The sequence below is a fragment of the Nonomuraea endophytica genome (genome assembly GCF_014203235.1).
Classification (GTDB): Bacteria; Actinomycetota; Actinomycetes; order Streptosporangiales; family Streptosporangiaceae; genus Nonomuraea; species Nonomuraea endophytica.
The window spans coordinates 643,353-662,854 of record NZ_JACHIN010000004.1 but is presented as its reverse complement, the minus strand read 5'-3'; the positions used below and the strand labels follow the sequence as shown (position 1 = coordinate 662,854).

The 19,502-nt window shown below is 70.9% G+C and carries 22 protein-coding genes; 14 read left to right on the top strand and 8 right to left on the bottom strand.

Annotation, left to right across the window (positions count from 1 at the left end; translation table 11 throughout):
• Genes HNR40_RS18615 through HNR40_RS18600 form a run of 4 tightly spaced genes read left to right on the top strand, consistent with a single transcriptional unit; the run spans position 1 to position 2,622 of the window.
• Positions 1–1,557: a Na+/H+ antiporter subunit D gene (locus tag HNR40_RS18615; RefSeq protein ID WP_184962818.1), complete on the top strand. Its 1,557-nt coding sequence runs from the start codon at positions 1–3 to the stop codon at positions 1,555–1,557.
• The gene (locus HNR40_RS18610) at positions 1,554–2,093 is read left to right on the top strand and encodes a Na+/H+ antiporter subunit E (RefSeq protein ID WP_184962816.1); all 540 of its coding nucleotides are present in this window, start codon (positions 1,554–1,556) and stop codon (positions 2,091–2,093) included. The genes HNR40_RS18615 and HNR40_RS18610 overlap by 4 nt, the downstream gene beginning before the upstream one ends.
• Positions 2,090–2,350 (top strand): MrpF/PhaF family protein, encoded by a 261-nt coding sequence (locus tag HNR40_RS18605; protein ID WP_184962815.1) that lies wholly within the window; start codon positions 2,090–2,092, stop codon positions 2,348–2,350. Before HNR40_RS18610 ends, HNR40_RS18605 begins: the two co-directional genes overlap by 4 nt.
• Positions 2,347–2,622, top strand: a complete 276-nt coding sequence (locus HNR40_RS18600; RefSeq protein WP_184962812.1) for a cation:proton antiporter — start codon at positions 2,347–2,349, stop codon at positions 2,620–2,622. Before HNR40_RS18605 ends, HNR40_RS18600 begins: the two co-directional genes overlap by 4 nt.
• A 20-nt stretch (positions 2,623–2,642) precedes the next feature.
• Here HNR40_RS18600 and HNR40_RS18595 read toward each other — a convergent pair whose 3' ends face one another.
• From HNR40_RS18595 to HNR40_RS18575, 5 genes are all read right to left on the bottom strand, one after another.
• Positions 2,643–5,186, bottom strand: coding sequence for a hypothetical protein (locus HNR40_RS18595; RefSeq protein WP_184962810.1), 2,544 nt, complete (start codon positions 5,184–5,186; stop codon positions 2,643–2,645).
• The gene (locus HNR40_RS18590; protein ID WP_184962808.1) at positions 5,183–6,511 is read right to left on the bottom strand and encodes an SWIM zinc finger family protein; all 1,329 of its coding nucleotides are present in this window, start codon (positions 6,509–6,511) and stop codon (positions 5,183–5,185) included. Before HNR40_RS18590 ends, HNR40_RS18595 begins: the two co-directional genes overlap by 4 nt.
• Before the next feature lie 126 nt (positions 6,512–6,637).
• Positions 6,638–7,393 carry an SDR family NAD(P)-dependent oxidoreductase gene (locus tag HNR40_RS18585; RefSeq protein WP_184962806.1) on the bottom strand — a complete coding sequence of 252 codons (756 nt, stop codon included), beginning with the start codon at positions 7,391–7,393 and terminating at the stop codon, positions 6,638–6,640.
• 47 nt (positions 7,394–7,440) lie between these two features.
• Positions 7,441–8,019 (bottom strand): TetR/AcrR family transcriptional regulator, encoded by a 579-nt coding sequence (locus tag HNR40_RS18580; protein WP_184962804.1) that lies wholly within the window; start codon positions 8,017–8,019, stop codon positions 7,441–7,443.
• A 40-nt stretch (positions 8,020–8,059) separates the two neighbouring features.
• Positions 8,060–9,178 (bottom strand): ferritin-like domain-containing protein, encoded by a 1,119-nt coding sequence (locus HNR40_RS18575; RefSeq protein WP_184962802.1) that lies wholly within the window; start codon positions 9,176–9,178, stop codon positions 8,060–8,062.
• Positions 9,179–9,263: 85 nt separating this feature from the next.
• Between HNR40_RS18575 and HNR40_RS18570 the strand changes: the two genes are divergently transcribed.
• Positions 9,264–9,953: a TetR/AcrR family transcriptional regulator gene (locus tag HNR40_RS18570; RefSeq protein ID WP_184962800.1), complete on the top strand. Its 690-nt coding sequence runs from the start codon at positions 9,264–9,266 to the stop codon at positions 9,951–9,953.
• Here the strand turns inward: HNR40_RS18570 and HNR40_RS18565 are convergent.
• The gene (locus HNR40_RS18565; RefSeq protein ID WP_246509175.1) at positions 9,950–10,453 is read right to left on the bottom strand and encodes an aggregation-promoting factor C-terminal-like domain-containing protein; all 504 of its coding nucleotides are present in this window, start codon (positions 10,451–10,453) and stop codon (positions 9,950–9,952) included. The genes HNR40_RS18570 and HNR40_RS18565 overlap by 4 nt on opposite strands.
• A gap of 418 nt (positions 10,454–10,871) precedes the next feature.
• On the opposite strand from HNR40_RS18565, the gene HNR40_RS18560 reads away from it, so the two are divergent.
• Complete coding sequence (locus HNR40_RS18560) at positions 10,872–11,357, top strand: glutathione peroxidase (RefSeq protein WP_184962798.1); 486 nt, start codon at positions 10,872–10,874, stop codon at positions 11,355–11,357.
• Between the two features lie 6 nt (positions 11,358–11,363).
• On the opposite strand, the gene HNR40_RS18555 is transcribed toward HNR40_RS18560, so the two are convergent.
• A complete protein-coding gene (locus HNR40_RS18555) occupies positions 11,364–12,506 on the bottom strand; it encodes a LacI family DNA-binding transcriptional regulator (protein ID WP_184962796.1) in 1,143 nt (380 codons plus the stop codon).
• A gap of 111 nt (positions 12,507–12,617) precedes the next feature.
• On the opposite strand from HNR40_RS18555, the gene HNR40_RS18550 reads away from it, so the two are divergent.
• The 8 genes from HNR40_RS18550 to katG all read left to right on the top strand — a co-directional run bounded on the left by HNR40_RS18550 (position 12,618) and on the right by katG (position 18,621).
• Positions 12,618–13,838: an ABC transporter ATP-binding protein gene (locus HNR40_RS18550; protein ID WP_184962794.1), complete on the top strand. Its 1,221-nt coding sequence runs from the start codon at positions 12,618–12,620 to the stop codon at positions 13,836–13,838.
• Positions 13,839–14,078: 240 nt separating this feature from the next.
• On the top strand, positions 14,079–14,285 hold the full coding sequence (locus HNR40_RS18545; protein WP_184962792.1) for a hypothetical protein: 207 nt from the start codon (positions 14,079–14,081) through the stop codon (positions 14,283–14,285).
• Between the two features lie 69 nt (positions 14,286–14,354).
• Positions 14,355–14,492: a hypothetical protein gene (locus HNR40_RS18540; protein WP_184962790.1), complete on the top strand. Its 138-nt coding sequence runs from the start codon at positions 14,355–14,357 to the stop codon at positions 14,490–14,492.
• A 28-nt stretch (positions 14,493–14,520) separates the two neighbouring features.
• Positions 14,521–15,111, top strand: a complete 591-nt coding sequence (locus HNR40_RS18535) for a TIGR00645 family protein (RefSeq protein WP_312896410.1) — start codon at positions 14,521–14,523, stop codon at positions 15,109–15,111.
• Between the two features lie 92 nt (positions 15,112–15,203).
• Positions 15,204–15,338 carry a hypothetical protein gene (locus HNR40_RS56370; RefSeq protein ID WP_281395377.1) on the top strand — a complete coding sequence of 45 codons (135 nt, stop codon included), beginning with the start codon at positions 15,204–15,206 and terminating at the stop codon, positions 15,336–15,338.
• An 82-nt stretch (positions 15,339–15,420) separates the two neighbouring features.
• Positions 15,421–15,855 carry a hypothetical protein gene (locus HNR40_RS18530; protein WP_184962786.1) on the top strand — a complete coding sequence of 145 codons (435 nt, stop codon included), beginning with the start codon at positions 15,421–15,423 and terminating at the stop codon, positions 15,853–15,855.
• A gap of 78 nt (positions 15,856–15,933) precedes the next feature.
• Entirely contained in the window at positions 15,934–16,371 is a 438-nt protein-coding gene (locus HNR40_RS18525; RefSeq protein WP_184962784.1) for a Fur family transcriptional regulator, read from the top strand.
• Between the two features lie 30 nt (positions 16,372–16,401).
• Positions 16,402–18,621: a catalase/peroxidase HPI gene (katG, locus tag HNR40_RS18520; protein WP_184962782.1), complete on the top strand. Its 2,220-nt coding sequence runs from the start codon at positions 16,402–16,404 to the stop codon at positions 18,619–18,621.
• Positions 18,622–18,689: 68 nt separating this feature from the next.
• Here the strand turns inward: katG and HNR40_RS18515 are convergent, their stop codons facing one another.
• Positions 18,690–19,439 carry an SDR family NAD(P)-dependent oxidoreductase gene (locus HNR40_RS18515; RefSeq protein WP_184962780.1) on the bottom strand — a complete coding sequence of 250 codons (750 nt, stop codon included), beginning with the start codon at positions 19,437–19,439 and terminating at the stop codon, positions 18,690–18,692.
• Between the last annotated feature and the right edge of the window lie 63 nt (positions 19,440–19,502).

Genomic DNA, 19,502 nt, shown 5'->3' with positions numbered 1-19,502 from the left:
ATGCAGGCGCTGATCCCGGCGCCGGTGCTGCTGCCCCTGCTGGCCGCGGCGCTGAAGCTGGCCATCGGCGGGCGGCTGCGCAGGCTGCACGCGCTGATCAGCCTGGCGACGCTGGGCGCCATGGTCGTGATCTCGCTGATCCTGCTCGCGGCGGCCGACCGCGGCGGCCCGCTCGTCGCGTGCATCGGGGGCTGGCCGGCGCCGACCGGCATCTGCCTGGTCGCCGATCGGCTGTCCACGCTCATGCTGGTGGTGTCGTCGGCGGTGACGTTCTGCGTCATGCTCTACTCGCTGGCCAACGCCTACGCCGACCAGGAGCACCTGGCGCCGATGGCGATCTTCCACCCCGCCTACCTGATCATGGTCGCCGGGGTGGCCGACGCCTTTCTGTCGGGTGACCTGTTCAACCTGTTCGTGGCCTTCGAGATGCTGCTGGGCGGCTCGTACGTGCTGCTCACCTTCGGCGGGACGCTGCCGCGCATCCGGGCCGGCGCCACGTACACGGTCATGGGGCTGGCTTCGTCCATGCTCTTCCTGATCGCGCTCGCGATCACCTACGCCAGCACCGGTACGCTGTCGATGGCCCAGCTCGCCGAGCGCTTCGCCGAGTTGCCGCAGCACCTCAAGCTGCTGGTCGAGCTGACGCTGCTGCTGGTGTTCGCGATCAAGGCGGCGGTCTTCCCCATGTCCGCCTGGCTGCCCGACTCCTATCCCACCGCCCCGGCCCCGGCCACCGCCGTCTTCGCCGGCCTGCTCACCAAGGTCGGCATCTACTCGATCATCCGGCTGGAGGCCCTGCTGTTCCCCGGCGGGCCCGTGTCCACGATCCTCATGTGGGCCGCGCTGCTGACCATGCTGATCGGCGTCGCGGGCGCCGTCGCCCAGACCGACATCAAACGCATGCTCTCCTTCACCCTGGTCAGTCACATCGGCTACATGGTGTACGGCGTCGCGTTGTCGTCGATCGCGGGCATGGCCGGCGCCGTCATGTACGTCGTGCACCACATCACCGTCCAGACCAGCCTCTTCCTGGTGACCGGGCTGATCGAGCGGCGCACCGGCACCACGTCCGTGGACCGGCTCGGCGGGCTGATGCGGCTGGCCCCGCTGATCGCGGTGCTCTTCTTCATCCCGGCCATGAACCTTTCTGGGATACCTCCCATGTCCGGATTTTTGGGGAAACTTCTGCTGGTTCAGGCGGGGCTGGCCGACGGCGGGCCGCTGGCGCTCACGCTGGTCGCCGGCAGCCTCGTGACCAGCCTGCTGACCTTGTACGCGGTGGCCAAGACCTGGGGCAAGGCGTTCTGGCGCAGCCCGCCGGCCGCGGCCGGAGCGGAGGAGACCGTGCTGGACAGCGAGGAGTCGTCGGAGGAGGGCGCGATCCGCACCACCGTGATGCCGCCCTGGCCCATGGTGGCCGCCACGGCGGCGCTGGTCGTGCTCGCCCTGTCGTACACGGTGCTGGCCGGGCCGCTGTCGGCGCTGGCCGGGCGGACCGCCGGTGAGCTGATGGCGCGGCAGCCGTACCTGGAAGCGGTGTCGGGGAGCGGCCGATGAGGACGCGTCTGTTCGCGCCGAGGGTGTTCGGGCGGCACGTCCCGCTGCCGCTGGTGATCTGGCTGGCGCTCGTCTGGGTGCTGCTGTGGGGCGACCTCAGCGTCGGCAACGTCCTGGGCGGGCTGCTGGCCGGGGCGGTCATCTCCTGGATGCTGCCGCTTCCGCTGCTCGACCCCGGCATCCGGCTGCGGCCCGTGGCGCTGCTGGCCTTCCTGCCCCGCTACGCGCTGGACATGGTCGTCTCCAGCGTGCGGGTGGCCTGGTGGGCGCTGCGGCCGGGGGCCTGCGCCCCGCCGGTCCACCTGGCCACGGCGACGCTGCGCACCTCGTCGGAGCCGATGACCACGCTGATCATCGTGGCGCTGTCGTCGCTGCCCGGCAGCCTCGTCGTCGAGGCCTACACCGGAAGGAAGGAACTGGTCGTGCACGTGCTCGGCACCTCGGACACCAGCTCGGTCCAGGAGGAGGTCACCCGGCTAGAAAGCCGGGTGATCGCCGTCTTCGGCACCAGGGCCGACAGGGAGGAACTCCGATGAGCGTGGTCTACGCCGTGGTGGTGATCCTGCTCGGCAGCGCGGCGGCGATGACCGTCTACCGGCTGGCCCGCGGCCCCTCGATGCTGGACCGGGCGGTCGCCTTCGACGTGCTGACGGCCGTGGCCATGTGCGCCGTCGGCGCCGCCGCCGCCGTCTACCGCGAGTACTCGGCGATGCCGATCCTGCTCGTCCTGTCGCTGCTGGGCTTCGTCGGGTCGGTCTGCCTGGCCAGGTTCTTCGCCAGGAGCGGGCGATGACCGACATCCTCGCCGGAACCTGCCTGCTGCTAGGCGCGGCGCTGACCTTCGTGGCCGGGATCGGACTGGTCCGCTTCCCCGGCACGCTGGCCCGCATGCACGCCGGCAGCAAGCCCCAGGTGCCGGGCATCCTGCTCGTCCTGGTCGGCATGTGGCTGCGCGAGCCCACGGCGGCCACGGGCGGACCGCTGCTCATCGTGGGCTGCGCGCAGATCATCACCGTGGCCGTGGCCACCTACGTGGTCGGCCGCGCCGCCTACCTGTCCGACTGACCACGGTCCGCTGGTCCGCCTTAGGAGGCTTGGCGGGACTTCCGCGCGGTGAGGTGGTCGTCCAGGACGCGGGCCGCGCGGACCAAAGCGCTGGAGCGGGGCCGCTCGGCGAGCTGGGTGACGACCCCCACAGCGCCGTGAGCACCGGCCCAGCGGGCCACGTCCAGGGCGAAGGCCAGGATCCGGGTGTGGGCGGTGGTGCCCCGCTCGTCGCCGGTCGGCAGGTAGGACGTGAGCAGGCCGGTCATGATCTCCCAGACCTCGCGTTGCGCGCCCTGCCTGGCACAGGACTCCAGGGAAGAGCGCACCGCGGCCGACTTGATCTGGCCCGCCCGCAGCGTCAGGCCGAGATGGTGGCCGCACCGCTCGGCGGGCAGGCAGCCGGTGGCGGCGGCCTCCAGCAGCAGCCGCTCGGCCCGCTCAGCCGGCATGTACCACTCGCGCTCGCCGAGCAGCGCGGCCAGCAGCGCCCCGACGGCCTCACCGGCCGGCCCCTCCAGATGGAGCATGGCCGACACGACGTCGGCGAAGTTCGTCGGCCGCTCCCAGGCCGCGTGCACGTGCGGCAGCAGGTGCATGGCCAGCGCCTCCCGGTCCGACGGCAGCACCCGGTGCCAGTCCTCCATCGACTGGCCGAGCCGGGTGGAGGCCACCCGGCCGAGCAGCGCGTCGACCAGATCGAGCCCGGTCCGCTCCAGGTGCACCACGACCTGCGGCCGCTGCCCGCGCCACACCACCCGCAGCCGCGGCTCGGGCCGGTCGGCCAGCCAGCGCACCAGCGTGGCCCCCGCCTCGGACGTGAGCCGCCCGGCCCGCTCCGCCACCTCAGCCGGAACCACACGCGGCAGCCTCAGCAACGCCTGCTGCAGGTCGGCGGGCAGCGCCACCGCCCCGGCCCGCTCATAACCCTCCAGCCGGGCGACCAGCTCGCCCGCCTCGACCTGCCCCGCCGCCGTCGTCGGCGACGCCAGCAGGTACGGCGGCAGCGTCCCGTCCCGCAGCCCGGCCAGGATCTCGGCGCACCGCTCCAGCATCATCCGGTACGGCGCCGCGACCGTGCGCGGCTTGGGCAGGTGCTCCCGAGGCGCTTCCGCGCGCTCACCCGGATGGGCCGCCTCCCGCATCAGCACCTCGGCCCACAGATCCACGCTGCTCCAGGTGCGCTCGGCGTCGAGCCGGCTCCGGGGCCGGTTGAGCGCCGCCATCACCGCCCCGCGCACGGCGGCCAGCCCGGTCCGTCGCCCGCCCGCCGCCGGCGCGTCCCTGACGAACTTGTCGAGCCACTGCTCGAACGGATCCGGCTCATGGACCGGCGGCTTGAACTCCGGCAGCGCGACCGGCAGGAAACCGTCGTCCAGGCCGGCCTCCGGCTCCACGTGGCCGTACGCCTCGGACAGCCGGGCGAGCAGGTCCGCCGGCAGCACGGTCGCCGCCTCGCGCACCGCCTCGGCGCCGACCGGCGTGAAACGCCCCGCATGCCGTACGGCCAGCCGTACCGTCCGCTCCTGGATCGGGTAGGACTCGCACAGGAACGCCGACGCCAGCGCGGGCGCCAGGTGGTCGAGGTCGCCGTCGCCGTCGCGGGCCAGCCGGTCCAGCCAGGTCAGCCCGGCCCGCACCAGCTTGCTCTCCGGCCGGAACAGCAGCGCCGACACCGCCTCACCGGCGTCGTCGCCGACGAGCGAGCCACGCAGCTGCTTGAGCGCCGCCTCGGCGACCGGCCCCGGCGCGGCGGGCAGCAGGCGCAGGTAGTCGCGGGCGCGGGCGGGGTTCGGCGCGGGGTCGAGCAGCTCGTGCAGGCGGACGAAGAAGCGCAGGTCGGCGGCGTTGCCACCGCGCAGGAACCGGCGCACGCAGCCGTCGGCGAGCATCTCGCGGTCGATCACGCCGGAGGCGGCCAGGTCACGCAGCGTGCGCAGCCAGGACTGCTGCGGCTCCCACTCCCACCGCGGCGGCTCGATCCTGTCCTCGCGCAGGGCCCGGCCCACCCCCTCCGCCTCGAACATCCGAGGCAGCAGATGCGCCGCCAGCGGATCGTCCGGCAGCCGGGGCGGCAGGGCGACCCAGGCGGCCACCAGCGGTTCGTGGTCGGGCGGCACGGTTCCGGTCCTGCGCAGCAGCTCCAGCGCCAGGGCCGCGCTGTCGTCACTGGCCTGGGCACGCGAGCCGCGCAGCCGCAGCGCCAGCCGTACGGCCAGGTCCGCCTGCCAGGCGGCCGGGCGGGCCGCGATGACCTTCAGCAGCGGCTCCATGTCGGAGGCCGGTGACCATCGGGCGAACTCACGCCGGAACAGCCAGCTCGCGACCGCCGCCGCCCCGCCGATCGTGCCCGCTCCCGCCACCCGCATGGGCTCGATCCACGCCTGGGTCAGCTGCCAGTCCCAGTCGCGCCGCCGTTCGGTCAGCCGCTGCTGCGCCGTCCTGGCCGGCCCGATGTGGCCGGGCAGCTCCCGGGCGACCTCACGCCGTCCGGCCTCGTCCAGCTCCAGCACCCGCTCGGCGACCTCACCCGCGTCGGCCCGGGTGATCCCCTTGCGCACGCCCTCCCACGCCCGGCCGTTCACGCGTTCGCCTCTACGGCCACGCGGGCGACGATGCGGGCGGCGAGGACGTGTTTGCACGGGCCGCGTGAACCGCGGTGGTCGAACCACCACTCGCACGTGCACGAGCCCTCGGCCAGCCCGACGATCCTGACGCCGCCCGGCGTGGTGACCTCGGCCCGGTCGCCCGTCATGAGTACCGCGCCTGAGGACGCCAGCGCTCGGGCGGCGGTCAGCCGGGGGTTGAGCTCGGCGACCTGGTCGCGGTCGTAGGGGAGTTCCCGGTGGAAGTGGGCGCTCTCGTGAAGGTCGTAGCCGACCCGGCCGGCCGTGCCGAGCTGGGTCAGCGCGGCCCTCACCCGGGACGGCGCCAGGCCGGAGGCGTCGGCCAGCGCGCCGACCTCGATGGCCGGTTCGAAGGCGAGCAGCGGGGCCAGCACGTCGGCGTCGCCCGCCGCCTCGTCGGTGGAGAGGTGGTCGAGGACGGCGCCCTCGCCGGAGAAGCCGCGCGAAGGGGCGGGGGAGATGGCCAGGGTGTAGCGCATTCCGGGCAGCTCCAGCTCCCACACGCTCGCGGTGGAGCCGGATCCGGCGGGCGGGCCGTACACGCGAAGGGCCTTGGCGAAGCGCAGCAGCGGCAGGAGCGTCGCGACGCGGCCCGCGCCCGCCAGGCAGACGGCGCCGGGCCGGGCGTCGGTGTGGACGCGCAGGTCGCGTCCGGCGGGGGAGACCCAGACGGTGGCGCCGGCGGCGCGCGGCAGCGAACGCAGGAAGCGCACCGCGTGCGGGCCGGTCAGCTCCGCGCGCAGGTCGAATCCGGCGGCGATGACCTGCACCTCCGCGAAACCGCGCAGCCAGCGCGGCGGCAGCGGGACCTTCTTCTCCACGACCGCGCCGTCGAGCGTGGTGACGGCCATCTCGTCGGCGCCCACGCCCAGGTGGAGCGGGTCCTTGCCGCCGACGCGGGCCAGCGCCTCGCGCAGCGGGCCGTTGACGTCGACGTTTGTGGTGCCGCGGTCGAGGATGTCGCCGTCGAGCGCGGCCAGGTCGAGCCGGGCGTAGACGCCGCCGCACGCGGAGAACGACTCCATCCGCAGCCGCTGCCCGTCGCACGTCACCACCGGGTCGCGGGTCCAGCCGGGCCGCGGCTGGTGGTAGCGGGTCATCGCCACGTCCGACAGGGCCAGCAGCCCGGCGGCGGCCGGGGCGGCCTCGGTGACCAGCCCGCTGAAGAAGCGCGGGCGGGGCAGCGGGCCGGACAGCGCCCGTCCGCCGGAGGTGGACAGGCCCAGCCGGGAGCCGTCGAGGAAGGAGGGTGCGGCGTAGGAGTACGCCTGAACGGCAGTCATGGCGGTGAAGTTAGAGATCGACTCCGACAAAATCGCCGACGCCACTTCCGCCCCAGTTCAGGCGACTCTCTCGGGCTGTCCGCACAATTTCTCGGGGCTTTTGGAGCCTGTACGCCCCGCCGGAGGTCAGGCGGTGACGCCGCCGTCGATCACCAGGTCGTGGCCCACGGCGAAGCCGGCCTCGTCCGAGGCCAGCCAGAGCACCGCCGCGCTCACCTCGTCCAGCGTGCCGATGCGGCCGAGCGGGATCAGCGTCGCGAAGCGGGCGGCGCGCTCCTCGTGACTCTCGCCGGGCAACGACGACATCGGACCCTCGTTGGCCCCGGGGCTGACGGCGTTGACGCGGATGCCGTCGCCGACGTGGTCGATGGCCGCGGCCCTGGTCAGCACGCTCACCGCGCCCTTGGAGGTGCCGTAGGCGGCGAAGCCGGGGCGGCGGCCGTGCGCGCCGATGTTGGAGGAGGTGTTGACGATCGCGCCGCCGCCGTGCAGGCGCATGTGGGCGATCTCATGCTTCATCGACAGGAACACGCCGGTCAGGTTGACGTCCAGGACGTGCCGCCAGGTGTCGGCGTCGAGGTCGGCGACGGGGCCGAGCGCGCTGAGCACGCCGGCGTTGTTGTGGGCGACGTGCAGCCCGCCGTACCTGCGCACGGTCTCGGCCACCATCGCGGCGACGTCGTCCTCGCGCGTCACGTCGGCGGCCACGGACGCGGCCTCGCCGCCGTCGGCGGCGATGAGCTCGACGGTCTCCTTCAGCGCGCCGACGTTGCGCCCCGCCACCATCACGGCGGCGCCCTCCCGCGCGAACGCCCGCGCGGTGGCCCGCCCGGTCCCGCTCCCGCCACCCGTGACCAGGACGACCTTGTCGCTGAAACGCATGCCACAACTCCTCAATAATTAAGAACGATCAGTCCAGAAAAAGGGCATCAGTCGAGCAGCGACAGCGCCTGCTCGGCGGCGTCACGCAGGCGCGCAGCGTCGTCGGAGGCCTTGCCGATCACCCGCAGGCCCTGGAGCACGACGAGAAGCACGCGCGCGATGGCCCGCGGGTCCTTGCCCTCGGCCAGCTCGCCCTGTTCCCGCGCCCTGGTGAGCGCGGCGGCCAGGGTGTCCTCGACGAAGTCCCAGTTGACGCGGACGCGCCGGGCGAGCTCGGTGTCGTGCGGGGCGAGCTCCACCGCGGTGTTGACCACCAGGCAGCCGCGCCGCTGCGCGTCGTGCGCGGCCTCCTCGGCGTACTGCCGCACGAGATCCCGTACGGCCGGCAGCGCCGGACCGGCCCCGCCCAGCCGCCCGGTGAAGTCGACCCCGTTCTCCAGGTAGCGCTCGTAGGCCAGCAGGTAGAGCTCACGCTTGCCGCCGAACGTCGCGTAGATGCTGGCCCGCGCCACGCCCAGATGCTCGACCAGGTCGGCCATGGAGGTGGCTTCGTAGCCCTTGCGCCAGAAGAGCTCCATGGCCCGCTGCAGCGCGACGTCCGGGTCGAACTCCTTCGTCCTTGCCATGGCCCAGAACCTAGCCCATTCAAGAACGAACGGTCAAATATCAGTCCTGCTCGCCACCCAGGGCGATGGTCTCGGCGACCTCGGCGTGCCGTTCCGCCTCCTCCTCGGCGAAGCGGGCCTCGTCGAGCTTGTCGGCGATCTCCTCGTCCTGCCGCATGAGCGTGTCCAGGGACTGCCCGGCCATGTCCAGCACGCCCATGTCCGCGTACGCCTGCTGGAGGCGCGGGCTCCACAGCCCGATGTCCTTCACGCACGGCACGATCCGGCTGAACAGCAGCGACCGGAACAGCTTCAGGTACTCGGACTGGTCGACCGCCACCATGGCCTCCTCGACGTCCGCCTTCGACAGGCCGATCGTCTCCCAGGTCTCCCTGCCGCGCAGCCGGTCGCGCATGAGGTAGCAGCCCTCGATGACGAAGTCCTCGCGCTCGTTGCGCTCGGCCTCGGTGAGGTTCTGGTAGTAGTCGCGCAGCGCCATCCGGCCGAAGGCGACGTGGCGGGCCTCGTCCTGCATGACGTACGCGAGGATCTGCTTGGGCAGCGGCTTGGTGGTGATGTCGCGCATGACGCCGAACGCGGCCAGCGCCAGGCCCTCGATGAGCACCTGCATGCCGAGGTAGGGCATGTCCCAGCGGGAGTCCCCGAGCGTGCTGTCGAGCAGCGCCTTGAGGTGCTCGTTGATGGGGTAGGCCAGGCCGACCTTTTCCTGGAGGAAACGGGCGTAGGTCTCCGCGTGGCGGGCCTCGTCCATGGTCTGGGTGGCGGCGTAGAACTTCGAGTCGAGGTCGGGCACCGACTCCACGATCTTCGCCGAGCAGATCATGGCGCCCTGCTCACCGTGCAGGAACTGGGAGAACTGCCAGGCGGCGCTGTGCAGCCGCACGTCCTGGCGCGTCTTCTCGTCCATCCGGTCCCAGAGCGGCGTGCCGTAGATGGCGATGGTCTGGTCGGGGATGCCGAGCACGTTGTACGGGTCGACCTCGAGGTCCCAGTCGATGCGTTTGGCGGAGTCCCACTGCTTGTCCTTGCCCTTCTGGTAGAGGGCGAGCATGCGGTCGCGGCCGTCGTCGTACTCCCAAGTGAATCTGCTCGAACCGGCCATCTCCACGTTCCAGGTGGAGAGCTCCGCGGGGATCGTGTAGAGATCGTGCGTCGACATGCCGCCTCCAGGGGGACGTACACCGTACGTATGTCTGCAGGCTCGCATGGCGGATTGGGGTCCGTCAATGAAACTAGAATGAGCCATGCCCTCCGAGCCGCTGTCCAAGAAGCGCATCGTCACCGCGGCGATCGGCCTCATCGAGCGCGAGGGCGCCGACGCGATATCCATGCGCAGGATCGCCGCCGAGCTGGGCGTGGGCGTGATGTCGCTCTACAACCACGTGCCCAACAAGGACGCCCTGCTGTCCGAGGTGGCCGAGGCGGTGCTCAGCGAGATCGAGTTCACCGACGACCCCGGCGCCGACTGGACCGAGCGGGTCCGCATCCAGGCGCGCGCCTTCCGCCAGATCGCTCACCACTACCCGCGTTCGACCATGCTCGTCGTCAGCAGGCAACTCCACTCCAACGCCGGGCTGCTGCCGGTGGAGCGGGCGCTGGCCACGCTGCGCAGCGCCGGGTTCGACGGGCCCGAGGCGGTGAAGGTGCTGCGCATGTTCATCGCCTTCATCGTGGGCTCGCTGCTGCGCGAGGTCGGGGTGACGCCGTCGTTCGCGCCGCTGCCGGCCAGGATGCGGGCCGAGCGGGTGGACGCCGCGTTGTTCCCCACGGTCGCGTCGCTGGCGCCGCTGCTCGACTCGTGCGATCCGGAGGAGGAGTTCGACTTCGGCGTGGAGCTGCTCATCCAGGCGATGGCCGTACACAGGAAAAGGGCACCCGGCGCGCCGGATGCCCTTTCCGGGGCAGCCGCCCCTTCCCCTGAGCGGCTGTCCTAATACCAGTTGTGCGACCTGAAGTGGCCCCAAGCGCCGCACGGCCTGCCGTACCTGCCCTTGATGTACTTCAAGCCCCAGCGGATCTGAGTGGCCGGGTTGTAGCGCCAGTCATGCCCGGCTCCCCGCATCTTGCCGCCGGGTAGTGCCTGCGGGATTCCGTAGGCGCCCGACGAGCGGTTGTACGCCCGGTGGTTCCAGTTGCTCTCCCGGGTCCACAGGCTGTCCAGGCACCGGAACTCGCGAAGCGACCAGGCCCGCTGCACCACCAGGCCGAGCGCGATCCTCTTGTTCCGGCCCTCGGGCCGCACGGGTGTGGTCTTGGGCCTGGCCTTGGTGCTCCAGATCCCTCGCCTGACGTCCGGTGTCTCCACACTGGAACGCCAGATACCCCGGTGCTCCACCTCGGTGTCGGCCGAGGCGGCGGCAACACTCCCGCCGGTAGCTCCCGCGAACGAGAGCAGGGTGACGAGGGTGCTGCGCAGAGCGCGTTTGCTGTCCAAATCGATCCTTGCTGTCAGGCCGTGTGCGAACGATTACTCAGCGTGACCGCCTTGTACCTGCCGATCCCCGATCCGTGGCTTGGATGAGGAGGGTCCGCGCGGCTTCCCGGGATCTGGTTCCGCCCGTCAAGGGTGGCCCGGAAGCTCCACGACATGTCCTAGGCGTTTTCTAGTGCGCGGGGTCGGCGCGGGTCAGGGACCTGGGGCCTGGTGAGGACAGGACTTTGTGTTCTGGCGGGGTCGGGTTGGCCCGGTCCGGCCGCTTCCTGGACCGGGGCATTCGAACATCCGGTTCCGGCTTGGGAGAAGGGGCTCCCGGGGGCGTGAATGGCCAGGTGGGGCCCGGCGCGCCGCCGTACCGCCGGGGGTGGGGTTTTGCCTGGTCTGAGCGGTTTTGGGGAGGAGTACTGTGGGGATCATGAGCCTTCGTGACATCCCCGTCCGCACCCTCGCGGACGTCCCCACCACACTCGCCGAACTCACCGGCGACAAGGCGCTACTCATAGTGAACGTGGCCTCCCGCTGCGGGCTGACCCCGCAGTACTCCGGGCTGGTCAAACTCCAGCAGGAGTACGGCCCGCGCGGCTTCACCGTCGTCGGCGTGCCGTGCAACCAGTTCATGGGCCAGGAGCCCGGTTCGGCGGAGGAGATCCAGGAGTTCTGCTCGGCGACCTACGGGGTCGACTTCCCGCTCCTGGAGAAGACCGACGTCAACGGCGACACCCGCCACCCGCTCTACACCGAGCTGACCAAGACCGCCGACGCCGAGGGCGCGGGCGGCGACATCCAGTGGAACTTCGAGAAGTTCCTCGTCACCCGCGACGGCGCGGTCGCGGGCCGCTTCCGCCCCGGCACCGAGCCCGGTTCGCCCGAGCTCACGAGCGCGATCGAAGACGTCCTCTGAGCGCGCCTACAGACGGGGACCGCAGCTACCGCGGATGACCAATTCGGTCGGCAGCAGCACGCTGCGCGGACGGCGCGAGCCGGCGCGCAGCACCAGCTCGGCGGCCCGGTAGCCCATGTCGCGGGCCGGCTGGGCGATCACCGTCAGCGGCGGGGAGCACAACTCGGCCCACGGCACGTCGTCGTACATGACCACCGACAGGTCGCGGGGCACACGCAGGTCGAGCTCGCGCGCGGCCAGCACCGCCGCCTCGCCCAGCATGTTGCCGCCCGCCACCAGCGCGGTCAGGTCGGGGCGGGTCTGGAAGAGGCCGGAGGCCGCCGCGTAGGCCGAGTCGCGGCTGCCGTCGGAGAAGACGATCAGCTCCTCGTCCGGCACGCCGCCCACGGCCTGGCGGAACGCCTCCACCCTGCGCTCGCGGCCGGGGCCGCCCAGGTAGGCGATGCGGCGGTGGCCCAGGCCTCTGAGGTACTGCACCGCCGTACGGATGCCCGATCGGTCGTCGGTGAGGACGGCCGGCACGTCCAGCGGGCGTACGGCGGGACGCGGCGCGGCCGGGCGGGCGCCGGGCAGCGCGCCGACGCCGTCGAGCATCATCAGCTCCGACAGCGCCGCCGAGCTGACCCCGCTCAGCGCGCCTTCCAGCTCACTTTCCGGTGCGGCCCCGGCCGGATCGGGTTGAGGTGTGCCCGGGTCGGGCTCGGGCGGCAGACGGTCGGCGAACACCACGGTCATGCCCGCCTTGAGCGCGGGACGCCAGGTGTCGGCGTCGCCGCAGGGCACCGCGATCAGCCGGTCGACGCTCTGCTCCAGCAGCATGCCGATCAGCTCGGCCTCCTGCTCGGGATCGTCGGCGGTGGAACCGATCACGACCGGCTCCCCGGCCGAACGCGCGCACGCGAGCACGCCCTCGGCGAGCTGGCCGTAGAAGCTGTCGGTCAGGTCGGGCAGGAGCAGGCCCATGCCGCCGGTGCGCTGCTGGCGCAGGTTGCGGCCGAGGGCGCTGGGCCGGTAGTCGAGCTGCGCGGCCACGGCCAGCACCCGCTCGCGGGTCTGCGGGCTGGCCGAGCCGCCGGACAGCACCCGGGATACGGTCGCGACGCCGACGCCCGCCGCCTCGGCCACATCCTTGATGGTCGCCCTCTTCATGGAAACGATTCCATCATGGTTTCGACGCGCTTTCCAGTGTTGCCCCTGGCTCTTGACATGGATGTCCGTTTCGGGTGAGATGCATGAAAACGTATCCACGCAGGAGTGCGCATGGCTTCCATCGTCCTAAACAACGTCGACAAGATTTACGCCGGTGGCGTCAAGGCTGTGAACGGGCTCAACCTTGAGATCAAGGATGGCGAGTTCATGGTCCTGGTCGGTCCATCCGGTTGCGGCAAGTCGACCGCGCTCCGGATGATCGCCGGCCTCGAGGACATCAGCGGCGGCGAGATCTCCATCGGCGACAAGGTGGTCAACCACCTCCCGCCGAAGGACCGCGACATCGCGATGGTCTTCCAGAACTACGCGCTCTACCCGCACATGACGGTCGAGGAGAACCTCGCCTTCGGCCTGAAGCTCCGCAAGATGCCCAAGGCGGAGATCCAGAAGCGGGTCGGCGAGGCCGCCAAGATGCTCGGCCTTGACACCTACCTCAAGCGCAAGCCCGCCGCGCTCTCCGGTGGTCAGCGCCAGCGTGTCGCCATGGGCCGCGCCATCGTGCGTGAGCCGCAGGCCTTCCTCATGGACGAGCCGCTGTCCAACCTGGACGCCAAGCTCCGTGTCTCCATGCGCGCCTCGCTGAACACGCTGCACGAGCGCCTCGGCGTCACCACCGTGTACGTCACCCACGACCAGGTCGAGGCCATGACCCTCGGCGACCGCGTCTGCGTCCTGCGCGACGGCCTCCTGCAGCAGGTCGACACCCCGCAGAACCTGTTCGACAAGCCGGTCAACCTGTTCGTCGCCGGCTTCATGGGCTCGCCGTCCATGAACTTCGTGACCGCGGAGCTCGTCCGCGACGGTAGCGGCGCGGCCGTCTCCTTCGCCGACATCAAGCTCACCATCCCCGAGACGACCTTCTCCGACAAGCCCGGCCTCGACCAGTACATCGGCAAGAAGATCATCCTCGGCATCCGGCCCTCCGACTTCGAGGACGCCGCCTCCGCCGGCAACCACGCCAACGGCTGGGCCACCCTGCACGTCAAGGCGGAGGTCACCGAGGAGCTCGGCTCCGAGATCAACGTCCTGTTCCTGATCGACGCCCCGCCCGTCGAGCACAAGGACACCGTCGCCGCCCAGGACACCGGCGACGACGACGAGGCCGCGCTGCCGCTCGTGGGTGACAAGTCCCTGTGGACCGCCCGCGTGAACGCCCGCAGCCACGCGCGTCCCGGCCAGAACATCGACCTGGTCATCGACACGCACAACCTGCACTTCTTCGACTCCGCCTCCGGCCTGTCGATCGGCCACGAGGCGAACATCGGCAAGTAACGCACTCCGAGCTCCGATCCCCACCACAACCCCCTCCTGTGGTGGGGATCGGCTGTTTCCCGGGACCCCTTCTGGGGTCCCTTTTTCATGTGCGCGTACGGCTCCGCCCCCGAAGCTGTTACCAGGCGAAACGCTGTCCTGATGGTGCGAAGATCCTGACCAGGCGCCCCAACCTCTTGAGCTGATCGTTACTGATCCACTACTGTCAGTAATCGTTCGCAGCCTGAAACAGGAGGTTTCATGCCCCGCACGACTCGTCTCCTCGCCCTCTCCGCCCTCGCCGCAGGTGGCCTGTTCCTGGCCACCGCACCGGCCCACGCCGTGGTCGACCCCGCCGCGGTCCTCGGCTGCCTCACCGAGTCGGCCGTCGACGTGACCGCGCTGGTCGACCCCGCGGCGCCGGGCGTACCGGCTGAAGTGCCCGCGGTCCACTGCCTTCAGCCCTGACCAGACAGGCGGCGCGGCGGGCCACGCCGCGCCGTCCCTCCGGTATCCCCCCTTCGCGAAGGAGTTCCGTTGGACATCCGAGCCCTCGTAGCAAGAACGGCCGCGGCACTCGCGGTCGCCGCCGCCCTCATGGGCAGCAGCGACCCGGCCACCCTCAATGTGCAGGCCATCGTCGACAGGCTGAATCTGTACGTCCTGACCTCCTGAGATGCAACCACTGCTATCCATAGCCCGAGTGCCTCAGCCGCGCGGCGCGCTGAGGCGCCTCGGCTACATCATGTTCCTCAGCCGCTGGATCCAGGCCCCGCTCTACCTCGGGCTCATCGCCGCCCAGGTGGTCTACGTCTGGCGCTTCATGGCCGAGCTGCTCCACCTCATCACCCTCGGCTTCGGCGGCAGGCCCGCCGAGACCACGGTGATGCTGATCGTGCTCGGCCTGGTCGACGTGGTGATGATCTCGAACCTGCTGATCATGGTGATCGTGGGTGGCTACGAGACCTTCGTCTCGCGGCTGCGGATCGAGGGACACCCCGACCAGCCCCAGTGGCTCTCCCACGTGAACGCCAACGTGCTCAAGGTCAAGCTGGCCATGGCGATCATCGGAATCTCCTCCATCCACCTCCTCCAGATCTTCATCAACGCGGCCAAGCCCGCCATAACCGACAGAGAACTCCTATGGAAAACACTCATTCACTTGACCTTCATCCTCTCGGCGGTCGCGCTGGCCGTGATCGACCGCATCATGGACGGACACCGTCCCGCCCACCAGTCCGACCCCCAGTCACCGGCAGCCGACGAGCAGCCCCGCAAGCAGATCGCCGCCTGACGACCGGGCTCGCCCTGGCCGCCGGCCTGCTCGGCGGCGCGCTGCTGGCCTCACCGGCCCAGGCGAACACGGCCCCGAGCCTCATGGGCGACGTGATCATCTTCAACGACGAGATCGTCGAACCGGTCTCCCTTCCGGTGAGCACGTGTGGCGGCCCCGGCGTCCTGTTCAGCACCTCGGTCACCGACTGCGGCGGCGCCTCCCGGGTGTCCGACGACGACGCCTGACCCTCCGAGCCGGGTGCCCGCTTGCCGCGGCGGGCACCCACCCGGCTCCCACATTCGTGATCTTTCGGCTATGTTCTGGGCCGTGAACACGGTGCGCACCTGGGGTCCGGCGCTGATCTTCATGATCGTCATCGCCGTCGCCGTCGTCGCGATCTCCGTGGTTCCCTGGATGTTGGAGGACTGGCGCAGGTGCGGCGAGGCGTACGACCGGATCGAGGCGGCGCTGACGCCGGTCGATCTCGTCGAGTCACGCCCGCCCGGCGCGGTCGCGCACGGCGAACTCGTCTCCACTTGTGACGCCGACGACTACTTCGCCTCGGTCGAGCAGTCCTATCGTCCGGGATCCTCGCGGGAAGCGGTGGAGCCCCACTATCGCGAGGCCGCGCTGCGCCATGGCTGGCGGAGGATCGGCGGCGAGGGAAGCTGCTTCGAGAAGGCCGGCGTCACGTTCTCGCTCTTTATGGCGGCGGACGAGTACGTCGTGAGCGCGTCCACCGTGTCGTGCGACGCCCTGTAGGGGTTTCCCGGGGGTTCGCCAAGCTTGCATGGTTAGTTCTCTTGTATCGTTCGTGTTTGTGCGGGTAGCTTTGGCGCCATGACCGCACCCGTGACTCCGACCACCGCCGAGGAACTGCGTGGGGCCGGCCTCCGGGTGACGGCCGCCCGTGTCGCGCTGCTCGAGACCGTCCGTGACGGCGACCACCTCGTCGTCGAGGAGATCGCCTCCAGGGTCCGCGAGCGCGTCGGCCACATCTCGCTGCAAGCCGTGTACGAGGCACTCCACGCGCTCACCGCCGCGCGGCTCGTCAGGCGCATCGAGCCGGCCGGCAGCCCCGCCCTGTACGAGGGGCGCGTCGGGGACAACCACCACCACGTCGTGTGCCGCTCGTGCGGTGCCGTGGCCGACGTCGACTGCGCCGTCGGCCACGCGCCCTGCCTGAGAGCCGCCGACGACAACGGCTTCACGATCGACGAGGCCGAGGTCGTCTACTGGGGCCTGTGCCCCGCCTGCACCACCGCACGCAGTGCCTGAACATGATCCGACAGTCCGGAAGGATTCCCCATGTCTGAGAACCACGACGCGATCGTCACAGACGCGAAGACGGAGGAAGCGGGCGGTTGCCCGGTCGCGCACGGGCGTGCCGCGCATCCGACCCAGGGCGGCGGCAACCGCCAGTGGTGGCCGGAGCGGCTCAACGTGAGGATCCTCGCCAAGAACCCCGCCGTGGCCAACCCGCTCGGCGAGGAGTTCGACTACGCCGAGGCGTTCCAGAGCCTCGACCTCCCGGCCGTGAAGCAGGACATCCTGGAAGTGCTCACCACCTCTCAGGACTGGTGGCCCGCCGACTTCGGCCACTACGGCCCGTTCATGATCCGGATGGCCTGGCACAGCGCGGGCACGTACCGGATCAGTGACGGCCGCGGCGGCGCGGGGGCCGGCCAGCAGCGCTTCGCCCCCCTCAACAGCTGGCCGGACAACGGCAACCTCGACAAGGCCCGCCGTCTGCTGTGGCCGGTCAAGAAGAAGTACGGCAAGAGCCTGTCGTGGGCCGACCTCATGATCCTCACCGGCAACGTCGCGCTGGAGTCGATGGGCTTCAAGACCTTCGGGTTCGCCGGCGGCCGCGAGGACGTGTGGGAGCCCGACGAGGACGTCTACTGGGGCCCGGAGTCCACCTGGCTCGACGACCAGCGCTACACCGGCGACCGCGAGCTGGAGAACCCGCTCGCCGCCGTCCAGATGGGCCTCATCTACGTCAACCCGGAGGGCCCGAACGGCAACCCGGACCCGCTGGCCGCCGCGCGCGACATCCGCGAGACGTTCCGCCGCATGGCGATGAACGACGAGGAGACCGCGGCCCTGATCGTGGGCGGTCACACCTTCGGCAAGACCCACGGCGCGGGCCCGGCCGACCACGTCGGCGACGACCCCGAGGCCGCCCCGATCGAGGCGCAGGGCCTGGGCTGGCACAACACGTTCGGCACCGGCAAGGGCGGCGACACGATCACCAGCGGCCTTGAGGGCATCTGGACGAACACCCCGATCACCTGGGACAACAGCTTCCTGGAGATCCTCTACGGCTACGAGTGGGAGCAGTTCAAGAGCCCGGCGGGCGCGCACCAGTGGCGTCCCAAGGACGGCGCCGGCGCGGACACCGTGCCCGACGCCCACGACCCGTCGAAGCGCCACGCCCCGACGATGCTGACGACCGACCTGTCGCTGCGCGTCGACCCGATCTACGAGCAGATCACCCGGCGCTGGCTGGCGAACCCCGACGAGCTCGCGGACGCCTTCGCCCGCGCCTGGTACAAGCTGACCCACCGCGACATGGGCCCGATCGTGCGCTACCTCGGCGCCGAGGTGCCGGCCGAGACGCTGCTCTGGCAGGACCCGCTGCCCGCGCGGACGCACGACCTGCTCGACGCCGCCGACGCCGCCGCGCTCAAGGCCCAGGTCCTCGCCTCGGGTCTGCCGGTGTCGCAGCTCGTGTCCACCGCGTGGGCTTCGGCCGCGTCCTTCCGCGGCAGCGACAAGCGCGGCGGCGCCAACGGCGCGCGGGTACGCCTGCAGCCGCAGAGCGGCTGGGAGGTCAACGACCCCGACCAGCTCGCGACCGTGCTGCGCACGCTGGAGGGCATCCAGCAGGCGTTCAACGCGGGCGGCAAGCACGTCTCGCTGGCCGACCTGATCGTGCTCGCCGGCAACGCGGGCGTCGAGAAGGCCGCCAGTGACGCCGGGTTCGACGTCGAGGTCCCCTTCGCGCCGGGCCGCGTGGACGCAGCCCAGGAGCAGACGGACGTCGAGTCGTTCGCCGCGCTTGAGCCGACCGCCGACGGCTTCCGCAACTACCTCGGCAAGGGCAACCGCCTGCCCGCCGAGTACCTGCTGCTCGACCGGGCGAACCTGCTCACGCTGAGCGCCCCCGAGCTGACAGTCCTCGTCGGCGGCCTGCGCGTCCTGGGCGCGAACCACCAGCAGTCGTCGCTGGGCGTCCTCACCACGGCGCCGGGGACGCTGACCAACGACTTCTTCGTCAACCTGCTCGACCTGGGCACGACGTGGAAGGCGACCTCCGGGGACGCCAACACCTTCGAGGGCCGTGACGCCTCGGGCCAGGTCAAGTGGACCGGCACCCGGGCCGACCTGGTGTTCGGCTCGAACTCCGAGCTGCGCGCGCTCGCCGAGGTCTACGCGAGCGACGACGCGAAGGAGAAGTTCGTGAACGACTTCGTCGCGGCGTGGAACAAGGTCATGAACCTGGACCGGTTCGACCTGCGCTGATCACCCTCGCGCGACTGGAAGCCCCCGCCCTCCCGCACTGCAGGAGGACGGGGGCTTTCGCGTGTCACTCAGCGGCCGACTCTGGTGGAGATCTGGGCTGCCAGGTTGCGGGGGACGAGCCTGCCCACCGCGACGATCGCCTTGTAGCGCAGGTCCGGGATGCTGATCACGCGGCCCAGGGCCAGGTCACGCATGGCTTCATTGACCACGTTGTCGGCCTTCAGCCAGAGGAAGCCGGGGAAGCCGGAGGTGTCCATGCCGGCGCGTTCGTGGAACTCGGTGCGGACGAGTCCGGGGCACAGCGCCATGATCTTCACCCGCGGGTGGCCCACCTCGGTGGCGGCGGCCGTGCTGAAGTTGACCACCCAGGCCTTCGACGCGCTGTAGGTGCCGCGGGTGAAGAAGGCGGCCACCGATGCGACGTTGATGACGGCGCCGCGGCCCCGGGACTTCATGCCGGGCAGTGCGGCCAGCGTCAGCCGCAGGACGGCCTCGCAGTGCACCTTCAGCATGCGCTGCTCGTCCGCGACCGGGGTCTGCAGGAAGCCGCCGGGGTGGGCGAAGCCGGCGTTGTTCACCAGGAGGTCCACGCCGTCGCGGACGCGGGATTCGACCGCGGTGAGACCGTCCTCCGTGGACAGGTCGGCGGGCAGGGTCTCGACGGCGCCGCCGTACCGGAGCTTGAGCTGCTCGGCGCTCTCGGCCAGGCGCTGTTCGTCGCGGGCGACGAGGACCAGCGTGAAACCGTCGGCGGCCAGGCGGCGGGCGAAGGCGGCGCCGATGCCGGCGGTCGCGCCCGTGATCAGTGCGGTAGGCATGTTCGCAGATTAGCCCGCCGGGCGCGCCGGGCCGCCGTTGCGTGCGCGGGTGGCGTGAGAGGA